Annotated in this window: 12 protein-coding genes; 7 read left to right on the plus strand and 5 right to left on the minus strand. The window is 69.6% G+C overall.

Translation table 11 applies throughout. From position 1 onward, the window contains the following. Positions 1-387 precede the first annotated feature (387 nt). The 4 genes from ACWEGE_RS41290 to ACWEGE_RS41305 are packed head-to-tail and all read right to left on the minus strand — an operon-like array spanning position 388 to position 4,239. A complete protein-coding gene (locus tag ACWEGE_RS41290; RefSeq protein WP_449665941.1) occupies positions 388-1,533 on the minus strand; it encodes an Mrp/NBP35 family ATP-binding protein in 1,146 nt (381 codons plus the stop codon). Positions 1,534-1,543: 10 nt separating this feature from the next. After that, entirely contained in the window at positions 1,544-2,044 is a 501-nt protein-coding gene (locus ACWEGE_RS41295) for a DUF1003 domain-containing protein (protein ID WP_449665942.1), read from the minus strand. Further along, positions 2,037-3,314: a magnesium transporter MgtE N-terminal domain-containing protein gene (locus ACWEGE_RS41300; RefSeq protein WP_449665943.1), complete on the minus strand. Its 1,278-nt coding sequence runs from the start codon at positions 3,312-3,314 to the stop codon at positions 2,037-2,039. The genes ACWEGE_RS41295 and ACWEGE_RS41300 overlap by 8 nt, the downstream gene beginning before the upstream one ends. Before the next feature lie 10 nt (positions 3,315-3,324). Further along, on the minus strand, positions 3,325-4,239 hold the full coding sequence (locus ACWEGE_RS41305; protein ID WP_449665944.1) for an aminoglycoside phosphotransferase family protein: 915 nt from the start codon (positions 4,237-4,239) through the stop codon (positions 3,325-3,327). A gap of 92 nt (positions 4,240-4,331) precedes the next feature. Here ACWEGE_RS41305 and ACWEGE_RS41310 point away from each other — a divergent pair, with 92 nt between their 5' ends. Further along, positions 4,332-5,204, plus strand: a complete 873-nt coding sequence (locus ACWEGE_RS41310) for a slipin family protein (protein ID WP_449665945.1) — start codon at positions 4,332-4,334, stop codon at positions 5,202-5,204. Here ACWEGE_RS41310 and ACWEGE_RS41315 read toward each other — a convergent pair. Further along, positions 5,201-5,887 (minus strand): DUF4190 domain-containing protein, encoded by a 687-nt coding sequence (locus tag ACWEGE_RS41315; RefSeq protein WP_449665946.1) that lies wholly within the window; start codon positions 5,885-5,887, stop codon positions 5,201-5,203. The genes ACWEGE_RS41310 and ACWEGE_RS41315 overlap by 4 nt on opposite strands. Positions 5,888-6,062: 175 nt before the next feature. On the opposite strand from ACWEGE_RS41315, the gene ACWEGE_RS41320 reads away from it, so the two are divergent. From ACWEGE_RS41320 to ACWEGE_RS41345, 6 genes are all read left to right on the plus strand, one after another. After that, a complete protein-coding gene (locus ACWEGE_RS41320) occupies positions 6,063-7,259 on the plus strand; it encodes an acyl-CoA dehydrogenase family protein (RefSeq protein ID WP_449665947.1) in 1,197 nt (398 codons plus the stop codon). Between the two features lie 113 nt (positions 7,260-7,372). Continuing rightward, on the plus strand, positions 7,373-7,900 hold the full coding sequence (locus ACWEGE_RS41325) for a general stress protein (RefSeq protein WP_449665948.1): 528 nt from the start codon (positions 7,373-7,375) through the stop codon (positions 7,898-7,900). A gap of 243 nt (positions 7,901-8,143) precedes the next feature. Then, positions 8,144-9,466, plus strand: a complete 1,323-nt coding sequence (locus ACWEGE_RS41330; protein ID WP_449665949.1) for an ABC transporter substrate-binding protein — start codon at positions 8,144-8,146, stop codon at positions 9,464-9,466. Beyond that, the gene (locus ACWEGE_RS41335; protein WP_449665950.1) at positions 9,463-10,434 is read left to right on the plus strand and encodes a carbohydrate ABC transporter permease; all 972 of its coding nucleotides are present in this window, start codon (positions 9,463-9,465) and stop codon (positions 10,432-10,434) included. Before ACWEGE_RS41330 ends, ACWEGE_RS41335 begins: the two co-directional genes overlap by 4 nt. Beyond that, positions 10,434-11,273: a carbohydrate ABC transporter permease gene (locus ACWEGE_RS41340; RefSeq protein WP_449665951.1), complete on the plus strand. Its 840-nt coding sequence runs from the start codon at positions 10,434-10,436 to the stop codon at positions 11,271-11,273. Before ACWEGE_RS41335 ends, ACWEGE_RS41340 begins: the two co-directional genes overlap by 1 nt. Before the next feature lie 4 nt (positions 11,274-11,277). Further along, on the plus strand, positions 11,278-12,459 hold the full coding sequence (locus ACWEGE_RS41345; RefSeq protein WP_449665952.1) for an ABC transporter ATP-binding protein: 1,182 nt from the start codon (positions 11,278-11,280) through the stop codon (positions 12,457-12,459). The last annotated feature ends 28 nt before the right edge of the window (positions 12,460-12,487 follow it).

The raw sequence follows: 12,487 nt of genomic DNA on the forward strand, positions 1-12,487 counted from the left end.
TCAAGGCACGCTTTCCCGCCTTGACAAACCCGACCGCCGGCTGAAAATCCCACCGGAGGGGCGGGGGAGGTCGGACCCGCCCCAGCCGCGGCAGAGTGAAGCCGCGGCAGAAGCGGCGCGCAGGCGTTCTGCCGCGGCTCCAAAGAAAAGCGTCCTCGCCGGACAGGCAGGCTCCGGGATGACCACAACTACCGCTGTCGGCCGCCGGTCATGGAGTTGGGTCGCTGGGTGGTCATCCCGTCGCCTGATTGAGGCCTATCACTTTGAGCCGGGCCCGCAAGCGTGCGCTGTCATCTTGCCTTTCGCTGTGCGTTGCGGGCCCGGCTCAAAGTGATTTGACGGCCTCAGGCGACGGGATGACCACCCAGCTCCTTTATTGGGCTGCGCTCAGCGGCCCGCCGGGGTCACGTTCAGCATCATGCCCGCCAGCCCGCGGGCCCGGACCGAGAGCTTCTTCGCCACGTCGCTCAGCACCACCGACGCCGGGGCCTCCGGCTCGGACAGCACGATCGGCGTGCCCGCGTCGCCCTGGGTGACCACCCGTGGGTCCATCGGGACCTGGCCCAGCAGCGGCACCTCCGACCCGATCGACTTCGTCAGCGATGCCGCCACCGTCGAACCGCCGCCGGAGCCGAAGATCTCCATGCGCTCGCCGGACGGTGTCTCCAGCCAGGACATGTTCTCGATCACCCCGGCCACGCGCTGACGTGTCTGCAGCGCGATCGCGCCCGCCCGCTCCGCCACCTCGGCCGCCGCCTGCTGGGGGGTGGTCACCACCAGGATCTCCGCGTTCGGGATCAGCTGGGCCACCGAAATCGCGATGTCGCCGGTGCCCGGGGGCAGGTCCAGCAGGAGGATGTCCAGGTCGCCCCAGAACACGTCCGCCAGGAACTGCTGCAGGGCCCGGTGCAGCATCGGGCCGCGCCACACCACCGGGGTGTTGCCCGGGGTGAACATGCCGATCGAGATCACCTTCACGCCGTGGGCCTGCGGGGGCATGATCATCGTGTCGACCTTGGTCGGCTTCTCGCGCGCGCCCAGCATGCGGGGGATCGAGTGGCCGTAGATGTCGGCGTCCACCACACCCACCGACAGCCCGCGCGCGGCCATCGCCGCCGCCAGGTTGACCGTCACCGACGACTTGCCCACGCCGCCCTTGCCCGAGGCCACGCAGTACACCCGGGTCATCGAGCCCGGCTGGGCGAACGGGATCACCGGCTCCGCCGCGTCACCGCGCAGGGACTTCCGCAGCTCCGTGCGCTGCTCGTCGCTCATCACGTCCAGCTCGACGCGCACGTCCACCACGCCCGGCAGCTTCGAAACCGCCTCGCGGGTGTCGTTGGTCAGCGTCGCCTTGAGCGGGCAGCCCGCCACCGTCAGGTAGATCCCGACCGTGACCACGCCGTCGTCGCCGACGACCACGTCCTTGACCATCCCCAGGTCCGTGATGGGTTTCCGGATCTCGGGGTCTTGCACGCTCTTCAGCGCGCTGCGGACGTCGTCGACGCTGGGGAGCTGCTGGGTGCTGGTCACCCACCCCATGTTACGAGCCGGTAGGAGTGCGGGCCTTCCTGGGCTTGACGTCCAGGTCCTCCCGGAGCCGGTCCAGCTCGCTGCGGAGGTAGTCGCGCGTCGCCACTTCGCCGATCGCCAGGCGCAGCGCCGCGAGCTCCCTGGCCAGGTACTCCGTGTCCGCCTTCGTCTGGGCCGCCCGGTTGCGGTCCTCCTCCAAGGACACGCGGTCACGGTCGTCCTGGCGGTTCTGGGCCAGCAGGATCAACGGCGCCGCGTACGCCGCCTGCGTCGAAAACGCCAGGTTGAGCAGGATGAACGGGTACGGGTCCCACTGCAGCGACACCGCCGTGATGTTCAGCACGATCCACACCACGACGATCAGCGTCTGCCAGAACAGGTACTTCCCGGTGCCCAGGAACCGCGCGATCCGCTCGGTGAACCGCCCGAACGAATCCGGGTCGATGTTCAGCCTGAACCGGTTCTGGCCGCGGGGCTGGTCGAGCCGCCGTCCCGACGTCAGCTCAGGCACGGTCTTCCTCCAAGGTGTCGTGCAGCCCGGTCTCCCGCCAGTCCTCGGGCAGCAGGTGGTCGAGCACGTCGTCGACGGTCACCGCGCCGATCAGGTGGTCCTCGGTGTCGACGACCGGCCCGCAGGTCAGGTTGTAGGCCGCGAAGTACCGCGTGACCTCGGCCAGCGACGCGCCCGGCTTCAGCGGCGGCAGCCCGGTGTCCACGGCGCTGGCCACCAGCTCCGCCGGCGGCTCGCGCAGGAGCCGCTGGAAGTGGACGACGCCGACGTAGCGCCCGGTCGGCGTCGCCGTCGGCGGGCGGCAGACGAACACCATGCTGGCCAGCGCCGGCGGCAGCTCGGCGTTGCGGATGTGGGCCAGCGCCTCGGCGATCGTCGTGTCCGGGGTCAGCACCACCGGCTCCGGCGTCATCAGGCCGCCCGCGGTGTCCGACGAGTACTCCAGCAGCCGCCGGACCGGCGCGGACTCCTCCGGCTCCATCAGCTCCAGCAGCCGGCTCTGGTCGGCCGGGGCGAGCTCGGCCAGCAGGTCGGCCGCGTCGTCGGGGTTCATCGCCTCCAGGACGTCGGCCGCGCGCTCCTCGGCCAGATAGGCCAGCAGCTCCTTCTGGTCGTCGTCCGGCAGCTCCTCGATGACGTCGGCGAGGCGCTCGTCGTCCATCGCGTCGGCGACTTCGTGCCGCCGCTTGAGCGGCAGGTCGCGCACGGTCGCGGCGATGTCGGCCGGGCGCATCGTGTCGAACAGCATGAGCAGCTGGCCCGCCCCCTGGGGCTGGGCGCCGAGGTCGGCCAGCCCCAGCCCGGCCACCTCCGACCAGGGCAGCACCTGCATCGCCGCGCGACGGCGGCCCAGCCCGACCCGCCGCTCGCGGATGGCCAGCTTGGCCAGCACCCAGTCGCGGGTGCGGGTGGGTTCCATCCCGGCGTCGACGACGGTGATCCGGGTGTCCGAGCCGGCCAGCGTCGCGTGCGCGTCGAGCAGCTGGCCGAGCACCAGGACCTCGTTGGGGCGCTGGTTGAACTGGCGCATGTTCACCGAGCCGGTGGCCAGCGTGACGGCGCTCGGCTCGATCGCGGTGACGCGCAGCATCGGCACGAAGACCCGCCGCCGGGTGGCCAGCTCGACGACCAGGCCGAGGATCCGCGGCGGCTGCGCGTCCAGGCGCAGGCCGGCGACCAGGTCGCGGACGCGGCCGATCGACTCGCCGTCCGGGCCGAATACCGGCAACCCGGACAGCTGAGCTGCGAAAACCCTGTTGACCCCGGCCATACCGGTGACACTATCGGCTGGCTGCCCAGGGAGCGATTTCCGCCACTGTGACAAAGGCCGGATCTTCGCTTTCTTCGCCGAACTCGCGAAGTTCTTCGATCATCCAGAGCCAGTTCTGCACGGCCCGCACGAGCGTCCACGCGCGTGTCTTCGAAGCGTCCAGCTCCTGCGAAGCGACGATCAGGTCGAACCGTACGTCCAGTGTGGACTCGGTGAAGCGGTTCCAGAACAACGGGATGACGCCCCACTCGAGATCACCGGCCAGTGGCTTCGGGTCGATGACGAGCCACGGCTCGCGGGTACCGGCCAGCACGTTCTCGTAGTGGAGGTCCTCGTTCACCAGCAGTTCACCCGCCGACGGCCCGAGTTCGCGGCAGATGGCCACGGCGTCGTCGACGAGCCGCTTCTCGAACGGCTCGCCGAGTTCGGCCCAGCGGCGGGGGAGTTCCTCGGTCAGCCGCGCCGCCTCGGTGCGCAGGTGCCGGGTCAGGGAGGCCGGTGCGGGGACGGCCAGCCGCCGCGCCAGGCCGCCGATGAGCGGGATCGCCGAGCGCAGCGGCAGGTCGTCGAGGGTGCGCCCGGCGTCGAGCCGTTCGAGCAGCAGGACGCCGTCGTCCGGCGCGGAATCCAGCAGCAGCACCGCACCCCGGCCGGCCCATGTGGACAGTGCGAGCGGTTCGTCGGCGGATTCGGCGTCCCGCCAGCCGAGCTTCAGCACCACCGGCGTGCCGTCGGCCAGGCGCGCGGGCTGCACCACGCCGACGTAGCCGTGCATCGCCTCGCCCTCGAACGCGCACCCCCACTTCCGGGCGTACTCCGCGGCGAGCTCCGGCAGGGCGGCCAGCCACGGGACGGCCTCCTCGCCGAGCACCCGGGGTGCGCGGGCGGCGAACAGCGGCGGGACGCGGAGGAGGTCGGTCACCACCCCAGCCTGGCAGCCGCGTCCAATGCGTTTCGTCGGGTCCCCGGTGGGCGTACGCTGGGCTTTCAAGGGGAAACGCAACCCCGGGAGCAGCCATGGTGGTGGAGATCCTCGGCGCCGTCGTCCTCGCGGGCGGAGTCTGGCTCGCGTCCAGCGTGCGCGTGGTGAGGCAGTACGAACGCGGGCTGATCTACCGGTTCGGCCGGGTGCGCTCGCGGGTCCGCGAACCCGGGCTGGCGGTGCTCGTGCCGTTCGCGGACCGGCTCCAGAAGGTCAACATGCAGATCGTGACCATGCCGATCCCCGCCCAGGACGGCATCACGCGCGACAACGTAACGGTCCGCGTCGACGCGGTGGTCTACTTCAAGGTCATCGACCCGGTCGTCGCGGCGGTCAACGTGCAGGACTACCGGTCGGCGGTCGGCCAGGTCGCGCAGACGTCGCTGCGCTCGATCATCGGCAAGAGCGAGCTCGACGACCTGCTCTCCAACCGCGAGCGCCTCAACGAGGGCCTGGAGCTGATGATCGACAGCCCGGCGCTGGACTGGGGCATCCACATCGACCGCGTGGAGATCAAGGACGTCGCGCTGCCGGAGGCGATGAAGCGCTCGATGTCGCGGCAGGCCGAGGCGGAGCGGGAACGGCGTGCGCGCGTCATCTCCGCCGACGGCGAGCTGCAGGCGTCGCACAAGCTCGCGCAGGCCGCGGCGACGATGGCCGACACCCCCTCGGCGCTGCAGCTGCGGCTGCTGGAGACCGTGGTGCAGGTGTCGTCGGAGAAGAACTCGACGCTGGTGCTGCCGTTCCCGGTGGAGCTGCTGCGGTTCCTCGACGCGCAGACGCCGAAGCCGGCCGCCCCGGCGGCCGAACCGAAGCCGGCGGCGACCGAGGCGAAGCCGGAGGTGAACGGCCACGCGACGCCGTCGCCGCGCAGCCCGGGCGACGCGGTGCTGCCGTCGGCGGACTAGTCCAGGTAGCCGTTCGTGCCGAGGATGATCAAGGTGGTGAAGAACCCGGCCCACAGCGCGATCACGACGTAGCCGACGATCACCGCGGCCGTGGCCAGCCCGCGGCCGCCCGCCTCGCCGCGGTTGGTCTTGCTCAGGGCGATGTGGCCCATGACGAGCCCGGCCAGCGCGGTGACGCCGGAGCAGAAGCCCAGGATCGAACAGACGAGGGCGCCGATCGCCAGCGCGTTGTCCTGAGCGCGCGGCTGCGCCGGATACGGCTGGCCGAACGGCGCGGGCGGGCCGAAGGGGGCCGCGTACGGCTGACCGTAGGCCGGCTGCTGCGGGTAGGCCTGGGGGATCGGCTGACCCGGGGGCGCGTACGGCGTGCCGGGGATGTAGGCCGCCGGGGTTTCGTACGCGCCGGGCGGCAGCTGACCGGGTACCTCCGCGGCGACGGTGGGACCCGGCTGCTCGGCGGCGGCGGGCTCCGCGGTTTCGCCCGTCCCGGGCTGCGCCGCGGGGACCTCGGCGGCGGCCGTGGTGTCGTCCGCGGTCGTCGCCTCGGTGAGCGTCGCGTCGCCGGACGGCGGCTCGTAGGTCTCCGGCGTGTAGGACGCCGGCTCCGCGGCCGGTGGCGGGTCGTACGCCGCCGCGGTCGGGTCGGCGGCCGGGCGGTCCTTGTCCCCGGACGGGTCGGTCATGGCGGGTCCCCTCGTACGTGTGGGAACCACGTTAGCCGGGGCCGCGGCGGGACGTCCCGGCCCGGCGCGGTTCGCCGGAGCGTGAGCGCCCTCATAGCAGGGTTTCGGCTTTCGGGTCATACTCACCGGTAACCCAGCGCCGGGAGCGGCGTCGTACTCCGGAAAGGGAGCCGTGATGGCCCGTCTCGCCCAGACCGCCGGCCTGACCGACGTGCAGTCGGAGATCCTCGCGACCGTCCGCCAGTTCGTGGACAAGGAAGTCATCCCGCACGCGCAGGAGCTCGAGCACGCCGACACCTACCCCGCCGACATCGTCGCGGGGATGAAGGAGATGGGCCTGTTCGGGATCACCATCCCGGAGGAATACGGCGGGCTCGGCGAGTCGCTGCTGACCTACGCGCTGGTCGTCGAGGAGATCGCCCGCGGCTGGATGAGCGTCTCCGGCGTGATCAACACCCACTTCATCGTGGCGCACATGATCTCCCGCCACGGCACCGAGGCGCAGAAGCAGCACTTCCTGCCGCGGATGGCCACCGGCGAGGTCCGCGGCTCGTTCTCGATGTCGGAACCCGACCTCGGCTCGGACGTCGCCGCCATCAAGACGAAGGCGAAGAAGACCGACGACGGCTACGTCATCGACGGCTCGAAGATGTGGCTGACGAACGGCGGGTCGTCCAACCTGATCGCGCTGCTGGTCAAGACCGACGAAGGGGCCGAGAAGCCCCACCAGAACCTGACCACGTTCCTGGTCGAAAAGCCCGAGGGCTTCGGCGAGGTGGCGCCCGGGCTGACCATCCCCGGCAAGATCGACAAGATGGGCTACAAGGGCGTCGACACGACCGAAGCGGTCTTCGACGGCTTCAAGATCGGCGCCGACATGGTGCTCGGCGAGGCGCCGGGCAAGGGGTTCGCGTACATGATGGACGGTGTCGAGGTCGGCCGGGTGAACGTCGCGGCCCGCGCCTGCGGCATCGCGATCCGGGCGTTCGAGCTGGCGGTGGAGTACGCCCAGCAGCGCAAGACGTTCGGCAAGGCCATCGCCGAGCACCAGGCGGTGGCGTTCAAGCTGGCCGAGATGGCGACCAAGGTCGAGGCGGCGCACCTGATGATGGTGAACGCGGCCCGGCTCAAGGACTCCGGCGCGCGCAACGACGTCGAGGCCGGGATGGCGAAGCTGATCGCCTCCGAGTACTGCGCGGAGGTCACCCAGGACGCGTTCCGCATCCACGGCGGCTACGGCTACTCGAAGGAGTACGAGATCGAGCGCCTGATGCGCGAGGCGCCGTTCCTGCTGATCGGCGAGGGCACCAGCGAAATCCAGAAGACCATCATCAGCCGCGGGCTGCTGCGCGAGTACAAATCGCGGTCCTGAGTACGTTTGTCGCTCTGTCGACATTCGCACCGCCCGGCCTTTCGGGGTAAGCGGCTCGCACGGTCCGGGCGTTCTTGACAAGATGGACGCCCGGACCCACGAGTGCGCAGGTGATGATGGTGAGTAGTCCCTTTGGCGGGGGGCGGGCGCCCGGTGGCCTGCCGCGGCTGCCGACGCCGCCGACCGGCTGGCCGATCGGGTCGTACGCGACCTACGGCGAGGCGCAGAAGGCGGTCGACTTCCTCGCCGAAAGCGAGTTCGCGGTCGGTGACGTCACAATCGTCGGGGTCGACCTGATGCTGGTCGAGCGCGTGATCGGCCGGCTGTCCTGGGGCCGGGTGCTCGGCACCGGCGCGGTGTCCGGGGCCTGGTTCGGCCTGTTCGCGGGGCTGCTGCTCGGGCTGTTCGTCAACCAGGGCTTCGCGTTGCAGGTGCTGACCGGGGTCGTGCTCGGGGTGCTGTCCGGGCTGATGTTCGCCGCGATCGGGTACGGCATGTCGCGGGGGCACCGCCGGGACTTCTCCTCGGCGAGCCAGCTCGTCGCCGGCCGCTACGACGTCCTGTGCCAGCCGCGCTCGGCGGAACAAGGCCGGGAACTGCTCGCCAAACTGGCGCTGAAACCGCCGTCCGCGAACCCCTGAAAAACCCCAGCTCTAGCAGGGGAGAATCACGATTCGACGCGCGGTGCGCTGGATCGTTACCGATACTGCTTGCGGGGTGTGATCGCCCGGCATAAGTTGGCCGACACCAGTCGGGCGGCCTCGCCCTGCAGCGCGGCGGCCCGAGCACTAGCACGTCGGGGTGCTGGCGCGGTTTCGCCTCATCGCGTCGCGGTGCCCACGGGGTACCGCGGTAACCGGCGTGCACGCGGGTGAGGAGGCCTTATGGGGAAGAGGATCGGCGCGGGCAAACGGGGACGGTCGCCCGGCCGCACCGCCGTCCTGCTGGGGGCAGGGGCACTGGTGACCGGCATGCTCGCCGGTTGCGCGACGAGTTCCGGGCTCAAGATCAACATCTACATGTCGCCCGAGGACAACTTCCAGAAGGTGGTCGACGGCTGCAACCAGAAGGCGGCCGGCAAGTACGAGATCATCTACAACAAGCTCCCCCGTGGAGCGGACGACCAGCGGCTGCAGATGGCGCGCCGGCTGGCGGCGGGTGACACCGCCATGGACATCCTGGGCCTCGACGTCACGTGGGTCTCGGAGTTCGCCGAGGCCGGCTGGGCCGAGGAGTGGACCGGCGCCAACAAGGCGGAGGCGTCGCAGGGTGTCCTGCAGGGCCCGCTGGACACGGCGACCTACAACGGGAAGCTGTACGCGGCCACGAAGAACACCAACGTGCAGCTGCTCTGGTACGACGACCGGGTGACGCCGAAGCCACCGGCGACCTGGGACGAGATGATGCAGGCCGCCCAGCGGCTCAAGGGCCAGGGCAAGCCGTACGAGATCGTCTTCACCGGCGCGCAGTACGAAGGCCTGGTCGTCTTCTACAACACGCTGGTCGCCTCGATGGGCGGGCACATCCTGTCCGACGACGGCAAGTCCGTGGTGATGGACGACGGCGCGGTGCAGGCGCTGGAGCTGCTCAAGAAGGTCTCGACCTCCGGGCTCACCGACCCGTCGCTGAGCAACATGAAGGAAGACGACATCCGGCAGGCGTTCCAGCGCGGCCAGGCCGCCTTCCAGCTCAACTGGCCCTACGTCTACGCCGCCTACGCCAAGGACAAGAAGGCGGACCTCCCGCACTTCAAGTGGGCGGTCTACCCCGAGGCCAAGGCCGGGATGCCGGCCAAGACCACGATCGGCGGGTTCGACCTGGCGGTCAGCACGTATTCGCAGCACAAGCCCGAAGCCTTCGAGGCGGCGCTGTGCCTGCGCAGCCCGGAAAGCCAGAAGATCTCCGCGATCAACGACGGCGTGCCGCCGAGCATCGAATCGGTGTACCACAACGACGTTCCGCTCGATCCGGGCAAGCCGGCGTCGGCCGACAACCCGAACATGGCGATCCAGTACCCGATGCGCGACGCGATCCTCGCCGCGCTCAAGACCGCCGCGGTGCGCCCGCTGACCCCGGCGTACCAGAACGCCTCGACGGTCATCTCGAAGATCCTTTCGCCGCCGTCGGACATCGACCCGCAGGCCACCGCGGCCAAGCTGCGCGAGCAGCTCGGTGACGCGCTCCAGTCGAAGGGAGTGATCCCGTGACCGTCCAGGACTCGACCCCGGCGGAGACCGCCGGGGCCACCGTCGCCGGGGAGGCGACGTCGCACAAGAAGGGCAAACCCGCCCTCTCCGAAGGGAAGAAGGCCGAGCGGCGGCTCGGGCTGTGGCTGTGCGCGCCCGCCTTCATCGTGATGATCGCGGTCACCGGCTACCCGATCCTCTACTCGATCTGGCTGTCGCTGCAGCGGTACGACCTGCGGTTCCCGGCGCAGCAGGAGTTCGTCGGCTTCGACAACTACGGCGCCGTGCTGTCCAGTTCGTACTGGTGGACCGCCTTCGGCACCACGATGTTCCTCACCGTCGTCTCGGTGGCGATCGAGTTCGTGCTGGGCATGGCGCTGGCGCTGGTCATGCACCGGACGCTCGTCGGCCGCGGCCTGGTCCGCACCGTCGCGCTGATCCCGTACGGCATCGTCACGGTCGTCGCGGCGTTCTCGTGGTACTACGCGTGGACGCCGAAGACCGGCTACCTGGCGAACTTCCTCGCCGCCGACGCGGCCCCGCTCACCGAGCAGTGGCCGTCGCTGTTCATCATCATCGGCGCCGATGTGTGGAAGACCACGCCGTTCATGGCGCTGCTGCTGATGGCGGGTCTGGCGCTGGTGCCGGACGACCTGCTCAAGGCCGCGGCGATGGACGGCGCGAGCGCGTGGCAGCGGTTCACGAAGGTGATGCTGCCGGTGATGAAGCCGGCGATCCTGGTCGCGCTGCTGTTCCGCACGCTCGACGCGTTCCGCATCTTCGACAACATCTACGTGCTCACCAACGGCGCGCAGGACACCGGGTCGGTGTCGATGCAGACCTACGACAACCTCGTCAAGGGCCTCAACCTCGGCATCGGATCGACGATGGCGGTGCTGATCTTCATCACGGTGGCGATCATCGCGTTCATCTTCATCAAGGTGTTCGGCACCGCCGCACCGGGTTCGGACAACGGGGGTAAGCGCTGATGACGATGGGAACCGTCACGACGGGCCGCAAGGTCAGGTGGGGCCTCGTCGACATCCTGGTGCTGGTGTTCGCGCTGGTGCCGGTGCTCTGGGTCGTCTCGCTGTCGTTCAAGACCAAGGACACGATCACCGACGGGGCGTTCATCCCGCAGTCGTGGACGTGGCAGAACTACGCGGACATCTTCCAGACCTCGGAGTTCCTGCTGGCGCTGGTGAACTCGATCGGCATCGCGATCATCTCGACGGTGATCGCGGTGGTGCTGGGCACGATGGCCGCGTACGCGGTCGCCCGGCTCGACTTCCCTGGCAAGCAGCTGCTCGTCGGGCTGTCGCTGCTGATCGCGATGTTCCCGCAGGTGTCGCTGGTGACGCCGCTGTTCAACATCGAGCGGAACATCGGGCTGTTCGACACGTGGCCGGGGCTGATCCTGCCCTACATCACGTTCGCGCTGCCCCTGTCGATCTACACGCTGTCGGCGTTCTTCCGGGAGATCCCGTGGGAGCTGGAAAAGGCGGCGAAGATGGACGGCGCCACGCCGGCACAGGCGTTCCGCCGGGTGATCGCGCCACTGGCCGCGCCGGGCGTGTTCACCACGGCGATCCTGGTGTTCATCTTCTGCTGGAACGACTTCCTGTTCGCCATCTCGCTGACGTCGACCACCGCGTCGCGCACGGTGCCGGCGGCGCTGTCGTTCTTCACCGGGTCCTCGCAGTTCGAGGACCCGACCGGGCAGGTGTGCGCGGCCGCGGTCGTGATCACCGTCCCGATCATTGTGTTCGTGTTGTTCTTCCAGCGTCGCATCGTGGCGGGGCTGACCTCCGGTGCGGTGAAGGGGTAGCGCAATGGCAGAGATCGTGCTCGACAAGGTGTCGAAGAAGTACCCCGACGGCGCCCTCGCCGTGTCCGAAGTGGACATCACCATCGCCGACGGCGAGTTCATCATTCTCGTGGGCCCGTCCGGCTGCGGGAAGTCGACGACGCTGAACATGGTCGCGGGCCTGGAGGACATCTCCTCCGGTGAGCTGCGCATCGACGGCAAGCGCGTCAACGAGAAGGCCCCGAAGGACCGCGACATCGCGATGGTGTTCCAGTCCTACGCGCTCTACCCGCACATGAGCGTCCGGGAGAACATGGCCTTCCCGCTGCGGCTGGCCAAGGTCGACGACAAGACCGTGCGGGCGAAGGTCGAGGAGGCGGCGAAGATCCTCGACCTGACCGCGCACCTGGACCGCAAGCCGGCCAACCTCTCCGGTGGCCAGCGCCAGCGCGTCGCGATGGGCCGGGCGATCGTCCGCAGCCCCAAGGCGTTCCTGATGGACGAGCCGCTGTCCAACCTGGACGCCAAGCTGCGCGGCCAGATGCGGACGTCGGTGTCGAAGATCCAGAAGCAGCTCGGCACGACGACGCTGTACGTGACGCACGACCAGACCGAGGCCATGACCCTGGGCGACCGGGTCGTGGTGCTGCGGGCCGGGTACGTGCAGCAGATCGGCTCGCCGCAGTTCCTCTACGACAACCCGGCGAACCTGTTCGTGGCCGGGTTCATCGGCTCGCCGTCGATGAACTTCGTCCCGGCGACGCTGGAGAACAACGAGCTGCGGAGCGCGTTGGGCACGACGCCGCTGACCGACCGCGTCCGGCAGCTGGTGGAGCGGGCGAACGCGCCCCGCGACGTCATCGTCGGCATCCGGCCGGAGCACTTCGAGGACGCGGCGCTGGTGGAGGCGGGCCAGAAGGCCGGCGGCGCCACCTTCACCGCGCACATCGACGTGCTCGAGTCGATGGGTTCGGAGAAGTTCGCCCACTTCACGCTGGAGGGCGAGACGGCCACGTCCGAGGAGCTGGCCGAGCTGGCCGCGGACAGCGGTTCGTCCGACGTCCCGGGCGCGGAGTCCCAGATCGTCGCCCGGCTCTCGGCGGAGTCGTCCGCCGCGGAGAACGCCGACCTCGAGGTCTGGTACGACGCGGACAAGATCAAGCTGTTCGACCCGTCGAACGGCAAGAACCTCACCTACGAGGACTGAGCCCGCAATCCGTGAAGGCCGTCCCGGT

The organism is Amycolatopsis sp. NPDC004747 (genome assembly GCF_053601335.1).